The sequence below is a fragment of the Peribacillus sp. TE19612 genome (genome assembly GCF_056279465.1).
Window position 1 is genome coordinate 261,814 of sequence record NZ_JBWCCL010000006.1, and the last position, 19,529, is coordinate 281,342.

A 19,529-nucleotide genomic window follows, 5' to 3' on the forward strand; every position below is an offset into this window, starting at 1 on the left:
TTCTATTTGTCTTCCACCTTAAGCTCTAATAGATAAGCCGCCAGTGCATTAATATCTGAATCCGAAAGTTCACCGTAAGTACCGGTCATCGTGTTGCCCGGTTTATACTTCTCAGGATCCTTGATCCATTTCTTCACATTCTCTTCCGTATGATCCAATACGCCAGCTACTTTTTCACGCTCACCGAATGTAGCCAGATTTGGGGCCTGACGAGCAGCTTCAGGCCTGCTGTCATTTGGTGTCACCGCATGGCAGCCTATACAACTTTGATTAAAGACATCTTCACCCTGTTTGGCTAGATCACCTTCAACGACAGGTTCCTTCGAGGCTTTCATATCTTTAGTCCATGCTTCAAAATCGCTTTTAGACTTCGTTATGACCTTAAAATCCATCAAAGCATGTGAAGGACCGCAAAGTTCAGCACATTTTCCGTAGAATAAGTTGTTAGAATCTTCTGCCTTTTCACCGTCGAATTCTAAGAAAAACTGATTGACCCCTTCTGTATTTGTATCCATCTTTCCTCCGACGGACGGTACCCAGAATGAGTGCTTAACATCTGAAGCAGTTAGATTGAAGTACACTTTTCGATCTGTCGGGACAACCAAATCCTGACTTGTTACAACGCCAAGGTCTGGATATTCAAACTCCCACCAATAAAGGTTTGCCCTAACATTCACGACAAGCGCATCCTTCGTTTTTCCATCCTTATCTTTCTTATCCATTGCCTTTGTGTCGGCTAAGTCAAAAGTCGTGACGACGGTTGGAACAGCCAGAACAATTAAAAGAAGGATAGGAATAACAGTCCAGATAATTTCGAGTTTATGACTTCCCTCAATTTGTTTCGGTATTGTTTCGTCGCCTTCCTTCCGACGGAAGCGTAGTAAAACTACAACGAACAAAATAATCACAACAATAATAACCAGTACCATGATTAGTGTACTCAATATCAGTAAGTCATACTGAGATTGCGCAACATCGCCAGCTGGCTTCAGCGCGGATAGAAATGGTTCGCCGCAGCCCGAAAGGACAAGTCCTACAATACCCAGCAGAGCAATTAGGCGCCATTTGTGCAGCCTTTTTTTCATAGCTTCAGAAACCCCTCTTTCGTCAAAATTTTCTCACAAAAATAAAAATGGGCGCAATTGCGAATATTCTCTCTATGTCAATTTCTAAAAAGAAAGAATCCCTAATCTAAGGAATTATAAGTTGATTCATGTAACCGCTCTTATGTATGCCCCTGTTGGTTCCGTTAATATGTATGAATGGCGGTCAGTGCTTTATTTATCAGTAAACTGGAGCCTGTAAAAGAACAGGCCGCCAGTTTATTTAAACCAAAACTAGATCAGTGTGACAATAACCATCGCTACAAATAAAATGGTCATATAATTTAAAGAATATACAAACATGGATGTTGCCCATTTAACATCGTCTTTCTTTTTATACCCCTTAATTCCCAAAATAAGCCAACCTGTGCTCAATAATGCAGCAAGAATAACTAGCGGTGTTCCTAATGGAGTTAAAAAGAAAGGAATGAACATTAAACAGATGATCCATAGCATAATCGACCTTTTTGCAGCCTTGAATCCTTTTACGACCGGAAGCATAGGTACTCCAGCTGCTCGATATTCTTCGACACGCCTCATTGCAAGTGCATAAAAATGAGGCGGCTGCCACAAGAACATGATCGCGAACAGGACCCAGGCGATCTTATCAAGGCCCGGGTCGACCGCAGCCCACCCGATAAGCGGAGGCACAGCTCCGGATATACTGCCTATTATCGTATTCGAGACAAATCTACGTTTGAAAACCATAGTATATAAAACAACATAGGCGAAGACGCCGAATGCACCCAGTATGGCAGTTGTCATATTAGTCAATGCAAGTAAAATCAGCCCTGCAGCAATTAAGCCGAAACTTAACGCCAATACCTTTGAAGGCTGTACTTTCCCAGTTACCGTTGGGCGGTTTTTCGTTCTTTCCATTAAATGATCGATATCACGGTCATAATAATTATTGAAACTGCAAGATCCCGCCATTATGAGCGCCGAACCTGCAAGTGTATAAAACACTACATCTAGATTGCTTAAAAAGCTAAGCCCCGAAAAATGAAGAGCTAACCACACGCCGGTAAAAGCTGTAATTATATTTGAATTGACGATCCCCACTTTTATAAGTGCGAGAAAATCCTTCCAAGCTGTTGTTTCAGGTATATCCGATTGAAGGGCGGCTTTACTGTCCTCCATGACAGCTTCTGACAAACCCCTTGTTTCTGACATTTGTTTTCCTCCTTTAAATCATTCAGCACAGACGCAAATGCAAAAAAATACTTACATATGCTATAGAACATTATTTCATACTTTTTGATATTTGTAACCAAGGAAGCGTAAACAAAAAGTAAATTATTTACCAATGACTGTCGTCAATGGAATCCATCGAGAGCTATCATTCTTAATATCATGCTTAATAACAGTAAAATTTAGTAAAATCATTTCTTCAATATATTAAAACACATTTTTGGAAGCTTTTGTGAAAATTTTTCGGATATTTTTTGACCAATTTGTGTCTCAATAATTTACTGCTCCTGTAAGATGTTCATCAAGAACATGAATAGTATGCTATTTTCATCATCCCCTAGGCTCTATCCCTATTTTGCTCCTACTTGAAGGTTTACACTCCCTTTATTTCTATCAAAGTCTTTTGTAACTTTCAACTATTTCAGGCATTTTAATTAATAGTTATAATATTAACTGAACTTGTAAAATCATTCTATTTTGTGTAATATCGAGGAAGTTCGACAAATATTATGAAAAATCTTATGCTATTATTAATTTTATGGAACAATCCTAATTTGCTACAGAGAAAAAGGTGGGACTACTAGTGAAATCGTCTCTTAAATGGTTTGCTGTTTTAACAACGATTGTAATGCTTTTCATCTTACTTGGCGGAGCTTTAGTCACGAAGACGGATTCCGGCATGGGATGCGGCAGGTCCTGGCCATTGTGCAATGGCCAATTGATCCCGGACAAAATCACAATTGAATTGGTCATTGAACTTTCCCATCGTCTCGTTTCAGGTGCTGGAGGATTCTTGGTTTTAATTTTATCGTATATGTCTTGGAAAAAAATCGGCCATATCCGTGAAGCACGTTTCTTATCCGTCCTTTCTTTTGGTTTTCTGTTACTACAAGGGTTAATCGGGGCCGCTGCCGTCATTTGGTCACAATCCGATTTTGTCCTTGCCCTTCATTTCGGCATATCGCTTATTTCCTTTGCTGCCGTCTTTTTACTGACATTGTTGATTTTTGAAGTAGACAAGAAGTTCGAAGCGGAAAAACTTATAGTTGACAAACGAATGAAATTCCATATCATTGGAGTATTGATTTTTTGTCTCGTAGTCGTATATACAGGTGCTCTTGTAAGGCATACAGAATCAAGTCTTATCTGTAAGGATTGGCCTTTATGTGTAAATGACAGTCTTGCACTCCCCTCTAACCTATATGAATGGATTCAGATGGGACACCGTGCAATCGCAGGCGCCATTTTCATTTGGGTATCATATGTGGCTTATATCGCAAAAAAACATTACAAAAATCAAAAAGTGTTATATGGCGGTTGGATGGCTGCATTCATTCTCGTATTTTTACAGGTTACCGCTGGAGCCTTCATCATTTTCTCAAGGCAAAACTTATATATCGCATTGACACACGCATTATTCATTGCCTGCTTTTTTGGTGTAATGAGCTATTTGATGCTATTGACATCAAGAAGCAAAAAAAATGCACTGGCCAAGCAAAAAAGAAACTCCACGCACACAGTCAAAGGACAGGATGAAAAGGATATAACACCAACAGTTCCCGCCCGTTAATTTCTGATTGTTCAATCAATAATATAATAGGACAAAACAAAAACCACCATTCCCCAGGGAATGGTGGTTTTTGTTTTGTCTTAAGATGACCGTGGATTGCCTTGAAAGAGGGTGTAGGGCAGCTTGAAACCTCAAGCATACCCCATATACCCTAAATCATTCAGAAGGTCACAGTCAGCGATATTACTTAGTTATTTCTATCAATAAGTCTCCAGTACTGATCGCTTCCCCATCTTTTACATAAATATCTTTGATGGTCCCGGAGAATGGTGCTTGCACGGTGGTTTCCATTTTCATCGCTTCCGTAATGATCAGGTGATCACCCTGCTTGACCTGATCTCCTTTCTCGACCACTACACGAATTACCGTACCTGGCATTGTCGCACCGATTTGTTCTTTATTTTTTGAATCAGCTTTTACTTTTGATACAACGGAAGATTTAATGTTTTCATCCTTGATGATCACTTCACGTGATTGACCATTCAACTCAAAATACACAACCCGTGTTCCATCAGCCAATGGCTGGCCGATTGAAACCAATTTTACGATAAGCGTTTTACCCTTTTCGATTTCAACTTCGATTTCTTCCCCTAGCCTCATACCATATAAGAAAGTTGCGGTATCGAGGTTGGAAACATCTCCAAACAACTCAATCGTTTTATTGTAGTCCAGGAATACTTTTGGATATAAGGCATATGCAAGCACATCGAAATCAGTGACTGCCCGTCCCAATTCCTTGAATAATTCTTCTTTAAGTGCTGCAAAGTCCACTTCTTCCAATAACTCACCCGGTCTTACCGTTATAGGTTTCTTCCCTTTCAGGATAACTTCCTGAAGCTCTTTAGGGAATCCCCCAACTGGCTGACCTAGATAGCCTTCGAATAACTCTATGACTGAATCAGGGAAATCGATGGATTTACCTTTTGTCAGAACATCCTCTTCAGACAGGTTATTTTGTACCATGAATAAAGCCATGTCCCCAACAACTTTGGATGAAGGAGTCACTTTAACGATATCGCCGAACATTACATTGACGCGCTGATACATCTCTTTCACTTCATGCCAGCGGTCTCCCAGCCCAACTGCTTTGGCTTGCTGCTGCAGATTACTATATTGGCCGCCCGGCATTTCGTGTTTGTAAACCTCGGTATGAGGTGCATTCATTCCGCTTTCGAAGTCATGATAGAATTTCCTGACCTCACCCCAGTATTCTCCTAAACGCTCTAGTGAATCGACTTCCAACTTAGGCTGTCTGCTTGAACCCTCCAATGCATAATGAAGTGTTTGTACACTTGGCTGCGAAGTCAGTCCAGCTAAAGAACCAATCGCCGTATCAACGATATCCACACCGGCTTCAATCGCTTTAGAATACATGTAAATGCCATTTCCGCTTGTATCATGGGTATGCAGATGAATCGGAAGGGATGTCGATTCTTTCAGTTCCGAGACAAGGCGGTAAGCAGCATCAGGCTTCAAGAGGCCGGCCATATCCTTGATCGCTAAAATATGGGCACCGGCTTGTTCCAATTCCACCGCCATATTTTTATAGTAGTCGATATTATACTTGCTGCGTGATGGATCGTTCAAGTCCCCTGTATAACAAATTGCAGCTTCTGCAATTTTGCCGGATTGACGGACTGCATCAATAGCCAATTCCATCCCTTTAACCCAGTTTAAACTATCGAAGATACGGAAAACATCAACGCCTGCATCCGCTGATTTCTCTACGAATTCACGAATGACATTATCAGGATAATTTTTATAACCAACTGCATTTGAAGCCCTTAAAAGCATTTGTAATAGGACATTCGGTGCTTTTTTCCTGAAACTTAACAGCCTGTCCCACGGATCTTCTTTCAAGAAACGATATGCGACATCGAAAGTTGCCCCGCCCCACATTTCCATTGAAAATAAACCAGGAAGCAGTTTTGCTGTAGGTTCTGCAATATCAAGGATATCTTTCGACCTAATTCTCGTCGCAAGTAAAGATTGATGTGCATCACGGAAAGTCGTATCGGTGATCAATACCTCTTTCTGTTCTTTGATCCAATTGACCAGTCCCTCTGCTCCTTGCTCCTCAAGTATATTTTTTGTACCCGAGATAAGCGGCAGGCCACCAACATTCGGAATTGGTGCTGGATCAAAAACAGGTTTTTTCTTTTTCTCGACTCCCGGGAATCCATTCACGGTCACATTTCCTATATATGAAAGCATTTTTGTCCCACGGTCTTTTCTAATTGGGAAGCTAAACAATTCCGGTGTTGAATCAATGAATGATGTATCATATTCCCCATTTATGAATTTTTCATGTTTTACAACATTTTCAAGGAAGGGGATATTTGTTTTAATACCACGAATCCTGAATTCCTTAAGGTTACGAACCATTTTGGAAGCTGCCTGCTCAAATGAAAGCGCATGAGTAGAAAGTTTAACGAGAAGGGAATCATAATATGGTGTGATGACCGCACCTTGGAACCCATTCCCTGCGTCCAGACGGACACCGAATCCCCCACCGGAACGATACACCATCATTTTCCCGGTATCAGGCATGAAATTATTCAATGGATCCTCGGTCGTCACCCTTGATTGAATCGCATATCCATGAGTTTTAATGCCTGCTTGTTCGGGAATCCCGATCTTCTTGCCATGGAGCTCATGCCCTTCAGCCACCATGATTTGAGATTGAACGATATCAATGCCCGTAATCATTTCAGTGATCGTATGCTCAACCTGCACCCGTGGATTGACTTCAATAAAGTAAAATTCGCCATTTGCGACAAGGAACTCGACCGTACCAGCGTTTACATAATCAATATTTTTAGCCAACTTGACTGCTGCTTCACAAATCCTTTGCCTTAAATCTTCGGAAAGGGAAACGGAAGGTGCCACTTCCACAACTTTTTGATGCCGTCTCTGAACGGAACAGTCACGCTCATATAAATGGACGATATTCCCATGAGTATCAGCCAAAATCTGAACTTCGATATGCTTCGGATTTTGTATGAATCTCTCTACATAGACTTCATCATTACCAAAAGCTGCTTTAGCTTCTGATTTTGCGCGATCATAAGCCTCTTCAACTTCTTCGATTTTTCCGACAATGCGCATTCCGCGTCCGCCGCCGCCTAATGAGGCTTTTATAATAATTGGAAAACCGTATTGTTCACCAAATTCCTTGACTTCTTCAACACTGGTCACCGGTCCATCGCTACCAGGGATAACCGGAATATCCGCCAGTTCAGCTTGTGTTCTAGCTTTTACTTTGTCACCAAACATATCTAGGTGCCTTGATTCTGGTCCGATGAAGATTATGCCCTCTTCCTCACAACGTTTCGCAAATTCAATATTTTCTGAAAGGAAACCATAACCGGGATGAATCGCATCGACGCCACTCATTTTGGCAATCGCGATTATGCCTTCAATATCCAGGTATGCATCAATCGGCTTTTTGCCTTCCCCGACCAAATATGCCTCATCCGCTTTATATCTGTGATAAGAACCATAATCTTCCTTTGAATAGATTGCAACTGTGTGAATGTCTAATTCCGTACAAGCCCGAAAAATCCTTATCGCTATTTCCCCGCGATTTGCCGCAAGTACTTTTTCTATACGTTTCCCCATTGCTACCACCCTAATCAATATGTATTTTTATTGAATATATAGAAAAAAAGCGTGAAAGATTTCCACCACTTTTTATTCATGAATTGATTTCCCAAATAAGGAGTCCAATCTGTTTAAGCTCATTTTATCGCTGATGTAATTATTTCGATATATTTTATATTTTCGTTTTTCACATCCGATAAAGACTAAAAAGAGCCCTATACCATTAACTAATTAAAATTTAGCTATAATAATATATTATCAATTTGATTTAACATTCAATTAATATAACAATAATACTAAAATTAACTGAATACAATAAAAAAATAAAAAATTACATATATTCGTATAAAAAAACAGGGAATTAGATCTGACTCCCGTACTATCGATCCATTATTGATCAAAGTCATATGACCGGAAAATCCCACATGTTTAATGCATGATTGGGAATTTTTAAAAATGGAAGATGACCATTGAACTTAGATCGAAAATTCAAAAGAATAAGAAAACTCAAATTGAGCTTCTGTGAATTAATTAGTATGTCACTATTAAAAATAGTATAACATTATTCATTAATTGTGTATATAAATAAAAAACTCAAACAATCATCGAGATTTGTTTGAGTTAGTATGTTTTATCTATTATTTTTTTAACGATGCTTCATGCAAAACTGACAATTCCTGTTCAAGGGTTTCCAAAAGGGATTTACCCTCGGTCTCCTCTACCAAACCTAAGCGTACGGCAAAATCGATTTCTCGTGATAGGCCGAACATTTGCGTATCAAGTACCTCTTCATATAAAGGACATTGAGGCATAGTGAGATTTTCCATTTGAACTTTTATCAGTTTTAGAATCTTGTCAGCATCTGCTTTTAATAAAGCATAAGCTTTTTCTCGATGATTGACAAGCATATCAGATGCCATGTTAAATCCCCCCGCTCAGAGCGATTAAATCTTATCTCTAAATTCTACCTTTAGTTTTATGAAAAAGCAAGGACATTGACAAACAATTTGCCATTGAGATATCACGATCCCCTCTCAAATGAATATACCCAGCCATGGAATTTGTTCACCATCTTGAAGATGTGACATTTCAATTATAATTGATTATAATCATTAAAGAGCAACAGAAAGGAATGAGATATTTGGAACCCATCGTATTTATAAATGGAAAAGTGAAATATCCAATTACGCTAGATCCTGGAGTATGGATTTTTGATGACCGTAAAGTTGAAATCGATACATATTTCCACGCTGAAAGAGTCCAAGTCAATGAATTAGAAGAATATACGATTGCCGCCTCCAAGCATTGGCAAAAAGAAATACAGGAAGGCGCAATAATGCCACCCACTATAAAAACGGAACGAAAGTTCGAGAAGCAAAGACTGCTGGAAGGGACTTTCGGCATCCCTTTTGAACCTTTTTTAAAAAACGCCGAACCTGAAAATGGGGTGACCGAAGTCATCGTTACAACCGATGATGAGGAGCTTACATTCCCGTTGGAAACGGCACTTGAATTTTTCCTGGGCTTTTCCAAGGATGGAAAGCCACTTAAAATATCCGAGGGCGGCCCTCTGGAAATTTATTTCGGAGACGCTTCCAACATCAATGAACCGATAAAAAATGTACGGTCTTTCACCGTTAAATAAGACTTCGTTCATTCTTGCCAAAAACTTTGGCAATCGGCAAGGGAAATCCCTTGCCGATTGCATTATAAAAGTGTAGCTGCCAGTTGTGCCAATCCCGATCTTTCCCCTTTTATCAATTTAACATGGCCGGCAATACGCTCGGTCTTGAATTTTTCCACAACATAGGTCAAACCATTATTATATTCATCTAAATAAGGATGATCTATTTGCTCTGGGTCCCCCATTAAGACAATTTTGCTCCGTTCGCCTACCCTCGTCAAGATTGTCTTGACCTCATGTTTCGTTAAGTTCTGCGCTTCATCGATGATGATGAACTGATCCGGTATGCTCCTTCCCCTGATATAGGTGAGGGCTTCAACTTCGATCGAACTCATTCCTGCTAAAATCGCATCCAATTCCCCAGGTTTTTTCGTATTGAACAGAAATTGGAGATTATCAAAAATAGGCTGCATCCATGGTCTTAATTTTTCTTCTTTTTCCCCTGGCAGATAACCAATATCTTTACCGACCGGAACAATGGGCCTGGCAACCAAAAGTTTCTTATATTGTGACAAATCTTCAGTTTGCATCAACCCTGTAGCCAATGCCAATAAAGTCTTGCCTGTCCCCGCCTTACCAATGAGCGTCACAAGCTGGATATCCGAACGAAGCAACAAATCAAGGGCCATGGTCTGCTGGACATTTCTCGGTTTAATTCCCCAAATATGCTCCCCTTCATACATCAATTTCTTAACGGTCCTGCAGTTCTCATCCACTATCCCAATCGCCGAAGCTGAACTGCCCAGCGTGTCCTTCATCAACAGGAATTGATTTGGATAATATGCATCTTTTGTCAGTTCTTCCAGTGAAAGAAAACTTTTTTCATAAAACTTATTCAGGTTATCAATCGATACATACACTTCTTTGTGCCCAGCGTATATATGATCCAGTTCTACAACGCGATCATTTAAAAAGTCCTCTGCCTCTAGACCGATGGCGTCAGCTTTAACCCTGACGAGAGTATCTTTGCTAACCAAAATGACCGTTTTTCCATCTTCCTTCGTCTCTTCTTCCAAAGATAAATTTTTCGCGACTGCCAATATCCTGTTATCATTCGTTTTCTCAACAAATATTTCCTGAAGTTTGTGAAATGAACGGTGGTTGAGTTCAATCCTTATGCTGCCGCCATTATGAAGCGGAATGCTCTGATGCAGCTTTCCTTTTTCACGAAAGCTATCGATCAATTTCGATACTTGCCTGGCATTCCTTCCGATTTCATCCATATATCTTTTTTTTGAATCCAATTCTTCTAATACGACTGCTGGAATGACAACTTCATTATCTTCGAATGAATAAATCGAATACGGATCCTGCAACAGGACATTCGTATCTAAAACATATATTTTTTTCCCCAATATGACGCCTCCTGCCTGCTCTATAGGATATGTCTTACCATTTACTACACTCAGCAGTTATGTAGCGGACGAGACTGTTGATAAAATATATGTTCCTTTGCATAAAGATAGAAGAACATTTACAGACTATAAAGAAAACTTCCAGCAAAGAATGCAATCCCCACCATTGATTTCTCCATGTTTGGCTGCATTTTATACTCAGATGCATCAGACTAGGTAGCGATGGACAGGCTGGAACCAAAGGAAAACATTAAGGAGGTTTTACATTGCAAAAAATCATATTGTCGCTCGCTGCTGTTCTATTGATGTCAGGTTGCACAATGGATAATAAAAATGAAGTGTCTGAAAATAATGCGCAAAACAATATAACGAAAGTCAATAATACGACCATTAAGGAAGCAGACAGGAATACAGGTCAGCAAACAGCGGAGAGACTCACCGGTTTGGCTAAGTCCATTCCAGAGGTGAACGATGCCACCGCAGTCGTACTTGGCAAATACGCCATCGTCGGAATAGATATCGACCAAGATATTGAGCGTTCACAGGTTGGAACGATAAAGTACTCCGTCGGAGAAACTTTAAAACATGATCCTGACGGTGCAAATGCCATCATCGTCGCTGACCCGGATTTAAATGAGCGGATCAGGGAGGTGGCCAAAGATATTAAAGACGGCAAACCGGTAACCGGGATACTAAATGAACTCGCTGACATCACAAGTCGAGTCATCCCGGAGGTTCCTGGTGATATTTTAACCCCAACGCCATCTAAGAACATCGAAAAGGAAAAAAATAAACTTGATGATGATACGGAAAGAAAAGAACTCGATAAAGAGCAAAATGATCAATCCAATCACTTTAAAGAATGAATTTACCCGACCCGAAATGAATCTTCGGGTCTTTTTCATACCCAACAATCAACTTCAACTGTTAGTTTCACTTTATCCTCGTTTTACCATAAAATTATTGGTATACTTAAAAGCATATTCAAATTGAAGTGAGGTTCAACTAATATGAAGGTTAAATGTGTAATATGCGATCAAATTGAATCTATTCCCGACGATAGCCCGGAAGCAAAGAAACTTCGCAACCGTCCTATACATACCTATATGTGCAATACATGCAACCAACGCATTGAAGAGCGTACGAACGAACGGATTGCCACCGGTAACTTCCGTCTTTACCGGACGATCAAAAATGAAGATGAATGGTAGAACTTTCCACAAAGTTACTCTGATTGGCCTGATCAATGGACTTCTGCTTGGATGGATAATGAAGTGGGTCGAAATGCTATCCGGTAAACAAGTGTATAAGCTTTTATTGAATGTGGATTTCCTCCCCCTAATTGGAGCCGTTTCCTGGAGTGAGGAATCATTATTCTTTTTCCATCTCCTTTTCTCACTGGCAATTACGTATAGTTACGTTTATATTCTACATCCTTTGAAAGCTTTCAGGAAATGGAACAAATACGCACTTGCTTTTATCACGATCATGCCCGCCATCATGCTTTACTTCCCACTATCGGCGCTGTCAAAAACAGAAGTTGCCCTTCCTTCTGATTTGACAGCTTTCTTTTTGTGGACAATCTTACATCTTTTTTACGGACTTTCCCTCCCTAAAGCAATATAAAAAGAACCGTGCGTAAATCGCACGGTTCTTTTTATCATTACTCGATATTCTTATACTTTTCTGGCTCTAACTGAATTTGGTCCAACATGATATCAATCAATTCAATCGGATAACGCTGCCTCTTCATTTCATCTCCCAAAAGGTACTCGACGAAATAAAAAGGTTCTGTTTTTGTAACCGAATCGACTATCACCTGATGATCGTCTTTCAGCATCTGCATGAAAAACATTTCTGTATCGCGTGCAGCTGAATCATCAGGCCTTGCATCACAGACAACTTTGATCGTTAACCAATTGTATAAAGCATCCTGTAATGATTTCATCATCTTAAGCCTGTTCTTCTTTTCTCGAATTATGAAGACGGATCCTATAGATCCCCAGAACAAGCGAAGCGATGACTAATGCCTCCCCCATAGGGAGAAACACCGCAAAGAAAGAAAGAAGGGTACATCCAAGTGCCATTACCACATAAATGACCACATTTTTTAGCAATGGTAACTTTTTGGCAAAACCTAACTGATAGACAAGGATGCATAATCCAAAGACCGTCAAATATAAATACCACATTCCTGCTTCAGGATTTTCATCCACTCTGTACAATGCTGCAAAAAATGATAATCGCTCTTGGATTTCCAATCTTTTCTCCTCCTCTTGCTATTTATTTTTCTTCAACAGCAACTTTTTTTCTTTTAGCTGCTCTTTCACGCTCGTTTTTATCTAGAATTTTTTTACGAAGGCGGATTGAATCCGGAGTTACTTCACAGTACTCGTCATCGTTCAAATATTCCAGAGCTTCTTCAAGGGACATGATTCTTGGTTTTTTCATGGAAGAAGTTTGGTCTTTATTTGCTGAACGCATATTTGTCATTTGTTTCGCTTTAACGATATTAACAGTCAAATCGCTATCACGGTTATGTTCCCCGACGATCATGCCTTCATAAATATCCGTACCTGGCTCAACGAAAATAACACCGCGGTCTTCTACTTGCATAATACCGTATTGTGTAGTTTTTCCTGATTCCATGGATACAAGTACACCTTGGCGTCTTCCGCCGACTTGACCTTGTGCCATTGGTTGATAGCTGTCAAATGAATGGTTCATGATACCATATCCGCGTGTAATCGTTAAGAACTCAGTTGAATAGCCAATAAGTCCGCGAGCTGGGATCGTGAACAGTAAACGAACTTGACCGCTTCCGCTGTTGATCATATCCAATAATTCACCTTTACGGGCTCCCATTGATTCCATGATCGAACCAGTGTGCTCCTCAGGTACGTCGATTTGTACACGTTCAACCGGCTCACAACGGACGCCATCAATCAAACGAACGATAACTTCCGGTTTAGAAACTTGCAGTTCATAACCTTCACGTCTCATGTTTTCGATCAGGATGGAAAGGTGAAGCTCCCCACGACCTGAAACAATCCAGACATCCGGAGAATCAGTATTTTCGACTCTTAAGCTGACATCAGTCTGCAATTGGTTTCTCAAACGCTCTTCAATTTTACGAGCTGTAACGAATTTACCTTCACGGCCTGCGAATGGGCTGTTATTTACAAGGAAAGTCATTTGTAATGTTGGCTCGTCAATACGCAGGATAGGTAGAGCTTCAGGATGCTCGGTCGGACAAACCGTTTCCCCTACGTTAATATCCTCCATACCAGAAACGGCAATTAAATCACCGGCAACGGCTTCTTGGATTTCAACTTTCTTCAAGCCAATATAACCAAAGATTTTCGTTACACGGAATTGTTTAACCTTCCCATCAAGTTTCATTAATGAAACTTGTTGACCTACATGCATTTTACCGCGGAATACACGGCCAACGCCAATACGACCTACATAATCATTATAGTCAAGTAAAGCCACTTGGAATTGAAGCGGTTCATCTGAGTTATCAATTGGTGCAGGGATCGTTTCGACGATTGTTTCGAAAAGTGGGGTCATGTCTTCTTCTTGTTTAGCAGGATCTGAATCCAAGCTAGCAGTACCAGCGATACCTGAAGTGAAGACAACTGGGAAGTCTAATTGTTCTTCTTCAGCTCCTAGTTCGATGAATAAGTCAATTACTTCATCGACCACTTCATTTGGACGTGCAGAATCTTTATCGATTTTGTTCACGACAACGATTGGCGTGATCTTTTGTTCCAATGCTTTTTTCAACACGAAGCGAGTTTGCGGCATACAGCCTTCATATGCATCAACAACAAGTAGAACGCCATCAACCATTTTCATGATCCGTTCCACTTCACCACCAAAGTCGGCATGACCAGGTGTATCCAAAATATTGATTCTTGTATCTTGGTATTGAACTGCTGTATTTTTCGCAAGAATCGTAATTCCGCGTTCTTTTTCAATCGCATTAGAATCCATCGCACGTTCTTCCACATGTTCATTTTCACGGAAAGTACCAGATTGCTTTAGCAACTGATCCACTAACGTCGTTTTACCATGGTCAACGTGAGCAATGATGGCTATATTACGAATATTTTCTCTTAATTTCAAAAAATTCACTCCTAAAAAAGTTTGTGTAAAACGTATCACTAGTATTAACTTACATATTATATCACAAACATACTAGAAACAAATACAGAAATTATGTACAATAGATATATTAGGGGTGATATTAATGAACATTAAATGGAATTTCTTAATATTAGCGGTATTGGCAACATCCAGCATTGGCTCCATTGGCATCTTCATTGCTGAAAAAAGCTTGATTGGAATATTAGCTGCAATCGTTATTCTTTGCGGAATCATGGGGTTCGGTTTCACCCAGAAGAAGAAATTACGTGAAGCCGGGAAGTTATAATATAAAAAACTCGCTGACAGACAGCGAGTTTTTTTTGTTAATTATTTCTATCCGAGACATTTATCATGGCCGCAATCAGTCCTTGATACTAACGGCTGGAGTTTCCTGATAAGTATTTGTCAAATACTTCTTTGTGTAGCCCTGGTTTTGATACGAAAAGTGAGTCGCCTTTTAAAAAATCCAATTTGTCACCTTTAATATTACTAACTTCCCCGCCCACTTCCTCGACCAGTAAAACTCCCCCAGCAAAGTCCCAAGGCATGAGTCTCATGGTTATGTATGCATCAATCCTTCCAGCGGCCACGAATGCCAGCTCCAACGCTGCCGAGCCATAAGAACGTGTTCCTCTTGCATCCCGGACCAGCGGTGCCAAAAGACTCGGGTCGATCCTCCGGTTTTCCGTTACCCAGCTTGCATTAATGGAAATGATCGCTTTGCTTACCGATGCCTCTTCAAGAGATGGGAGCCTTTGATCATTCAGAAATGCTCCTTGTCCCTTAATCGCATGATATAATTCATCACTAAAGACATCATAAACCATGCCAATCTTTCCGATGCCATCCACATATACCCCAAGGGAAATCGCAAAATTCCTCTGTTGATGAATGAAATTCAAAGTTCCATCAATTGGATCGATGATCCACACCGTACCTTTTAGGTCTTTAATATCATTGCCCATTCCCTCTTCACCAAAAATGCGGTGTTCTGGAAAAACTTCGCCAATTTTTTCGCAAAAAAACTTTTCTATCCCCTTATCCATATTAGTTACCAAATCATTCGGATTCGTTTTCATTTCAATATTCAATTTGGTTTTGAAGGACGCCCTTAGCCTAGTACCGGCTTCTTTCATCCATAACTTCGCATATGTATCCATTTCCTTGACCGATGCCATTATAATATCCCCGTCCTTTATGATCAGAAACTACATTAAAATGATCCTCTTTTAAAGATTAAAGCAAATATAGCTTGCCTTCAAGCTTTTAACATCTTAAATTTTCCATTTTTTTAACTGATGAGGAAAGAAGGTTCCTTGACTGCCCATCCATTAATCGTAATCATGATTTAGCCAGCAAGAATATTCTCCCTTACTTGACGTCCCCCTTCCTTATTAAAGGGACTCGATACAAAATGATATTCCACCTTATATATATTGGACATTTAATGAAAAACGGACACATTATTTTTTAATAAAATAAAGTGTCCGTTCATCTATAATAAAATTCCTTGTATTGAAATTGATTCATTTCCTTAATTCATTCTCCTTCAAGGTCTCTGAAGCCAATCATTTACAAGGCTTTCAGTTTCAACAATTCCAAGCGGATGCGTTCTAGTCTTTGCTTGCATTGTGACCTCTTTTGGTCATTCTCTTCACCGATTGCTTCAAAAAGGGTTGCTAATTCATAGTCCATTTCCATTCTTAACACTGCAGCTCTATGTCTTTCAACTTCTTTAGCTTTTAATGCTTGGTTCATGACTTGTTTCATAATTAACATTCTCCCTTCGTTAATTAACGTAATTTTCTGAATTTATATTATCATATGACTTCCTACCTCAAATAGCAACTAATTTGTGCTTAAACCTATAAGGAATTTTTCATTGCCAACCCGAATCGTATTTTTTAAATTTTACTTTTACTTATGCTACAATATGTGCAGATATTACGGTAGGAGAGATGAAAATGAATATAGAAAGTTTTACAGCAGATGATTTCGATGTTTTTAAAATTGATGGATTGGAACCACGCATGGATGCTTTAAAAGAACGGATCCAGCCTAAATTACAAGCCCTGGGAGAGCACTTTTCTCAAAAACTCTCAGTTATGACCGGCGATGAAATGCACCCTCACGTTGCAAAGCATGCTAGACGGACAGTGAATCCCCCTAATGATACATGGGTTGCTTTTGCTGCCAATAGCAGAGGTTATAAAATGATGCCGCATTTCCAAATCGGGTTATGGGAAACGCATATGTTCATCTGGTATGCCGTCATTTACGAAGCCCCTAATAAAATGGAAATCGGAAAGCATCTGGAGCAGCAGGCAGACCGATTGGTGAATAGCATTCCCTCCCATTATGTATGGTCAATGGACCATACAAAACCTGATGTCATCCCTCACGATGGTCTTGGAGTAGATGATTTGAATTCAATGTTCACCCGTTTGCAAACTGTAAAGAAAGCCGAAATCCTATGCGGTATAAAAATTTCCCGTGATGACGCTATTAAGTTAAAAGATGATGATTTCATTGAAACCATTCAAGATGCGTTTGAACATCTTTTACCCTTATATCAATTAAATTAAACACATTGATTCCTATTCGGATCCAACAAAAACTGGATAATATAAAAGGAGAGCCTTAAAGCTCTCCTCAGACTGTAGACAAACTCGATAATCATTGGGTTTGTCTACTGTTTTTTTAGGTTTTTTAAAATTTGACCGTTGCCTCCAGGCACTCGCTTTCCACGGGCGATCCAGCGCTTTTGCACCTGCGGGGTCTCCTGGACACGCTTTTCCGCCAGAGTCTCGTACTCCCGCCCCAATCAACTATGTTTTAAGATAGAACTCCTTTTTGCCTATAAACTAAGGGCAGCCTGGGAGTCTCTCCATCCCTATTTTTGCACCAAGCCTTTGCTTGCTTGAATCAAGTCTCTAATTCGGTCTTCCTTGCCTGTCTCGAAGCATTCGATGATCTTGCTGCCGACAATGACTCCATCGCAGTATTGTATGGCATCACGGACATGTTCTGGAGTCGATATGCCGAACCCGGCAAGAACGGGAACCGGACTTATCTCTTTTACCTTCTTTAAATAGCCTCCAAGTTCTTCTCCGAAGGCGTCACGGGCACCTGTGATGCCTTTGACTGTAACTGCGTAGATGAAGCCCTCCGCCCCTGCGGTAATCTCAGTGATGCGCTCTTGCGGAGACGTGAGTGTCACAAGTCGGATAAGAACGATCCCTGCAGTTTTGATTGATGAAAAGATGGCTTCTTCTTCAATCGGTAAATCGGGGATGATGCACCCGGAAATTCCTGCTTGAAGACAGTCAGTCGTAAACTCTTTAAGTCCATATGCCAGGATTGAATTCGTATATCCCATTAAAATAATTGGGATGTTCACATCATTTTTGATTTCCATTACTTTTTTCAGAACATCTTTTAAAGTTGTTCCATTTTTCAAAGAACGGATTCCAGCTTGTTGAATAACGGGTCCATCAGCGACAGGGTCAGAGAAAGGTATACCTAGTTCAACGGCAGTCGCCCCGCTGTTTTCAAGGAAAAGAAGCTGACTCTTTAACCGATCAAGACCTCCATCACCTGCCATGATATATGGTATGAATGCTTTTTCCTGCTTTGTTTGACATTCTTCAAGCGCATTTGTTAATTTATTCATGTTCACTACCCCCCATCAATGATTGGACCGTTTCAACATCTTTATCACCACGGCCGGACAGGCAAATCACCAGTCCTGTTCCTTTCTCCATTTCTTTAGCAAGCTTTAAACCATAGGAAATGGCATGTGAACTTTCTAAAGCAGGGATGATCCCCTCCTCCCTTGAAAGCATCGCTAGGGCTTCCAAGGCTTCATCATCGGTTACTGAAGTATATTCCACCCGATTCGTATCTTTTAAGTAACTATGTTCAGGCCCTACCCCTGGATAATCCAGCCCTGCCGAAATAGAATGCGCCTCCTGGATCTGACCGTCCTCGTTCTGCAAAACATACATGAATGCCCCGTGGAGCACCCCAGGTTTCCCTTTCGTCAAACTTGAAGCATGTAACGGTGTATTAAGCCCATGCCCTGCCGCTTCCACTCCGTATAACTTTACCGTTTCGTCCTCAATGAAGGGATAAAACATCCCCATTGCATTACTTCCTCCGCCTATGCATGCAACTACTGCATCCGGCAGGGAATGAACCGCCTCAGAATATTGACGTTTTGTTTCATTCCCTATCACGCTTTGAAAATCACGGACAATAACGGGGAATGGGTGCGGACCAAGAACTGATCCCATTATATAATGGGTGTCATCCACATTAGCCACCCAATATCGTAACGCTTCATTTACTGCATCCTTCAGTGTCCCGCTTCCTTGTGATACAGATATGACTTTGGCTCCCAAAAGCTCCATCCTGAATACATTCAATTTCTGTCTCCTGATATCTTCTTCCCCCATAAAGATGATGCATTCCAACTTCAGCAAAGCACACACAGTCGCCGTTGCAACCCCGTGCTGTCCTGCACCCGTTTCGGCAATCACTTTTTTCTTGCCCATTTTCTGAGTCAGCAAAGCCTGGCCGATCGTATTATTTATTTTGTGGGCTCCAGTATGATTCAAGTCTTCGCGCTTCAGATAAATGTCTGCACCGCCAGCCAGTCTCGTTAAATTCTCCGCAAAATAAAGAGGGGTTTCCCGACCGATATATTGTTTCAGGTAATAACTTAGCTGCCTTTGGAATTCTGGATCATTTTTAGATTGTTCATATACTTCTTCAAGCTCCGTAATCGCCGCCATTAAAGTTTCTGGAACGAAGCGGCCTCCATATGCTCCAAAATGTCCAGTTTTATCAGGCTGTGTATAAGTATTCAT

The 19,529-nt window shown here is 40.5% G+C and carries 19 protein-coding genes; 7 read left to right on the top strand and 12 right to left on the bottom strand.

All coding sequences use genetic code 11. The features are described 5' to 3' along the window. Window positions 1-2 precede the first annotated feature (2 nt). Entirely contained in the window at window positions 3-1,085 is a 1,083-nt protein-coding gene (gene coxB / locus ACZ9AO_RS13225; protein ID WP_048684529.1) for a cytochrome c oxidase subunit II, read from the bottom strand. 252 nt (window positions 1,086-1,337) lie between these two features. Next, entirely contained in the window at window positions 1,338-2,276 is a 939-nt protein-coding gene (gene cyoE / locus ACZ9AO_RS13230) for a heme o synthase (protein WP_034313989.1), read from the bottom strand. 601 nt (window positions 2,277-2,877) lie between these two features. Here cyoE and ACZ9AO_RS13235 point away from each other — a divergent pair. Next, window positions 2,878-3,864, top strand: coding sequence for a COX15/CtaA family protein (locus ACZ9AO_RS13235; protein WP_034313992.1), 987 nt, complete (start codon window positions 2,878-2,880; stop codon window positions 3,862-3,864). 183 nt (window positions 3,865-4,047) lie between these two features. On the opposite strand, the gene pyc is transcribed toward ACZ9AO_RS13235, so the two are convergent. Continuing rightward, the gene (pyc, locus tag ACZ9AO_RS13240; protein ID WP_476109215.1) at window positions 4,048-7,485 is read right to left on the bottom strand and encodes a pyruvate carboxylase; all 3,438 of its coding nucleotides are present in this window, start codon (window positions 7,483-7,485) and stop codon (window positions 4,048-4,050) included. Between the two features lie 620 nt (window positions 7,486-8,105). Next, the gene (locus ACZ9AO_RS13245; protein ID WP_034313996.1) at window positions 8,106-8,387 is read right to left on the bottom strand and encodes an Fpa/YlaN family protein; all 282 of its coding nucleotides are present in this window, start codon (window positions 8,385-8,387) and stop codon (window positions 8,106-8,108) included. Window positions 8,388-8,608: 221 nt separating this feature from the next. Here ACZ9AO_RS13245 and ACZ9AO_RS13250 point away from each other — a divergent pair, with 221 nt between their 5' ends. After that, window positions 8,609-9,112: a hypothetical protein gene (locus ACZ9AO_RS13250; protein ID WP_048684525.1), complete on the top strand. Its 504-nt coding sequence runs from the start codon at window positions 8,609-8,611 to the stop codon at window positions 9,110-9,112. A gap of 62 nt (window positions 9,113-9,174) precedes the next feature. On the opposite strand, the gene ACZ9AO_RS13255 is transcribed toward ACZ9AO_RS13250, so the two are convergent. Next, window positions 9,175-10,506, bottom strand: coding sequence for a PhoH family protein (locus ACZ9AO_RS13255; protein WP_048684523.1), 1,332 nt, complete (start codon window positions 10,504-10,506; stop codon window positions 9,175-9,177). Between the two features lie 266 nt (window positions 10,507-10,772). Between ACZ9AO_RS13255 and ACZ9AO_RS13260 the strand changes: the two genes are divergently transcribed. The 3 genes from ACZ9AO_RS13260 (at window position 10,773) to ACZ9AO_RS13270 (ending at window position 12,132) form a co-directional block, all read left to right on the top strand. Further along, window positions 10,773-11,372 carry a YhcN/YlaJ family sporulation lipoprotein gene (locus ACZ9AO_RS13260; RefSeq protein ID WP_072272691.1) on the top strand — a complete coding sequence of 200 codons (600 nt, stop codon included), beginning with the start codon at window positions 10,773-10,775 and terminating at the stop codon, window positions 11,370-11,372. Window positions 11,373-11,516: 144 nt separating this feature from the next. Beyond that, window positions 11,517-11,717 (top strand): YlaI family protein, encoded by a 201-nt coding sequence (locus tag ACZ9AO_RS13265; RefSeq protein ID WP_072272690.1) that lies wholly within the window; start codon window positions 11,517-11,519, stop codon window positions 11,715-11,717. Then, window positions 11,701-12,132, top strand: coding sequence for a hypothetical protein (locus tag ACZ9AO_RS13270; protein ID WP_476109216.1), 432 nt, complete (start codon window positions 11,701-11,703; stop codon window positions 12,130-12,132). The genes ACZ9AO_RS13265 and ACZ9AO_RS13270 overlap by 17 nt, the downstream gene beginning before the upstream one ends. 37 nt (window positions 12,133-12,169) lie before the next feature. On the opposite strand, the gene ACZ9AO_RS13275 is transcribed toward ACZ9AO_RS13270, so the two are convergent. From ACZ9AO_RS13275 to typA, 3 genes are read right to left on the bottom strand one after another with little or no spacing between them, the layout of a single operon-like run. Further along, window positions 12,170-12,454 carry a hypothetical protein gene (locus ACZ9AO_RS13275; RefSeq protein WP_251539074.1) on the bottom strand — a complete coding sequence of 95 codons (285 nt, stop codon included), beginning with the start codon at window positions 12,452-12,454 and terminating at the stop codon, window positions 12,170-12,172. Window positions 12,455-12,458: 4 nt separating this feature from the next. Further along, the gene (locus ACZ9AO_RS13280; RefSeq protein WP_251538872.1) at window positions 12,459-12,767 is read right to left on the bottom strand and encodes a YlaH-like family protein; all 309 of its coding nucleotides are present in this window, start codon (window positions 12,765-12,767) and stop codon (window positions 12,459-12,461) included. A gap of 22 nt (window positions 12,768-12,789) precedes the next feature. Further along, window positions 12,790-14,637, bottom strand: coding sequence for a translational GTPase TypA (typA, locus tag ACZ9AO_RS13285; protein WP_048684521.1), 1,848 nt, complete (start codon window positions 14,635-14,637; stop codon window positions 12,790-12,792). Window positions 14,638-14,761: 124 nt separating this feature from the next. On the opposite strand from typA, the gene ACZ9AO_RS13290 reads away from it, so the two are divergent. Further along, the gene (locus ACZ9AO_RS13290; RefSeq protein WP_034314013.1) at window positions 14,762-14,944 is read left to right on the top strand and encodes a YlaF family protein; all 183 of its coding nucleotides are present in this window, start codon (window positions 14,762-14,764) and stop codon (window positions 14,942-14,944) included. An 88-nt stretch (window positions 14,945-15,032) separates the two neighbouring features. On the opposite strand, the gene ACZ9AO_RS13295 is transcribed toward ACZ9AO_RS13290, so the two are convergent. After that, window positions 15,033-15,836, bottom strand: coding sequence for an inositol monophosphatase family protein (locus tag ACZ9AO_RS13295; protein WP_063596336.1), 804 nt, complete (start codon window positions 15,834-15,836; stop codon window positions 15,033-15,035). Window positions 15,837-16,230: 394 nt separating this feature from the next. Next, window positions 16,231-16,428, bottom strand: a complete 198-nt coding sequence (locus ACZ9AO_RS13300) for a hypothetical protein (protein ID WP_034314018.1) — start codon at window positions 16,426-16,428, stop codon at window positions 16,231-16,233. Window positions 16,429-16,622: 194 nt separating this feature from the next. On the opposite strand from ACZ9AO_RS13300, the gene ACZ9AO_RS13305 reads away from it, so the two are divergent. Next, window positions 16,623-17,243, top strand: coding sequence for a YktB family protein (locus tag ACZ9AO_RS13305; protein WP_053534306.1), 621 nt, complete (start codon window positions 16,623-16,625; stop codon window positions 17,241-17,243). 308 nt (window positions 17,244-17,551) lie between these two features. Here the strand turns inward: ACZ9AO_RS13305 and trpA are convergent, their stop codons facing one another. Next, complete coding sequence (trpA, locus tag ACZ9AO_RS13310; RefSeq protein ID WP_095389971.1) at window positions 17,552-18,331, bottom strand: tryptophan synthase subunit alpha; 780 nt, start codon at window positions 18,329-18,331, stop codon at window positions 17,552-17,554. Beyond that, a complete protein-coding gene (gene trpB / locus ACZ9AO_RS13315) occupies window positions 18,324-19,529 on the bottom strand; it encodes a tryptophan synthase subunit beta (RefSeq protein WP_048687064.1) in 1,206 nt (401 codons plus the stop codon). The genes trpA and trpB overlap by 8 nt, the downstream gene beginning before the upstream one ends.

Coding starts and splice junctions, on each gene's coding strand:
- coxB (WP_048684529.1), bottom strand. CDS start 1,085: ATGAAAAAAAGGCTGCACAAATGGCGCCTAATTGCTCTGCTGGGTATT.
- cyoE (WP_034313989.1), bottom strand. CDS start 2,276: ATGTCAGAAACAAGGGGTTTGTCAGAAGCTGTCATGGAGGACAGTAAA.
- pyc (WP_476109215.1), bottom strand. CDS start 7,485: ATGGGGAAACGTATAGAAAAAGTACTTGCGGCAAATCGCGGGGAAATA.
- ACZ9AO_RS13245 (WP_034313996.1), bottom strand. CDS start 8,387: ATGGCATCTGATATGCTTGTCAATCATCGAGAAAAAGCTTATGCTTTA.
- ACZ9AO_RS13265 (WP_072272690.1), top strand. CDS start 11,517: ATGAAGGTTAAATGTGTAATATGCGATCAAATTGAATCTATTCCCGAC.
- ACZ9AO_RS13270 (WP_476109216.1), top strand. CDS start 11,701: ATGAAGATGAATGGTAGAACTTTCCACAAAGTTACTCTGATTGGCCTG.
- ACZ9AO_RS13275 (WP_251539074.1), bottom strand. CDS start 12,454: ATGAAATCATTACAGGATGCTTTATACAATTGGTTAACGATCAAAGTT.
- ACZ9AO_RS13290 (WP_034314013.1), top strand. CDS start 14,762: ATGAACATTAAATGGAATTTCTTAATATTAGCGGTATTGGCAACATCC.
- ACZ9AO_RS13295 (WP_063596336.1), bottom strand. CDS start 15,836: ATGGCATCGGTCAAGGAAATGGATACATATGCGAAGTTATGGATGAAA.
- ACZ9AO_RS13300 (WP_034314018.1), bottom strand. CDS start 16,428: ATGAAACAAGTCATGAACCAAGCATTAAAAGCTAAAGAAGTTGAAAGA.
- ACZ9AO_RS13305 (WP_053534306.1), top strand. CDS start 16,623: ATGAATATAGAAAGTTTTACAGCAGATGATTTCGATGTTTTTAAAATT.
- trpA (WP_095389971.1), bottom strand. CDS start 18,331: ATGAATAAATTAACAAATGCGCTTGAAGAATGTCAAACAAAGCAGGAA.
- trpB (WP_048687064.1), bottom strand. CDS start 19,529: ATGAATACTTATACACAGCCTGATAAAACTGGACATTTTGGAGCATAT.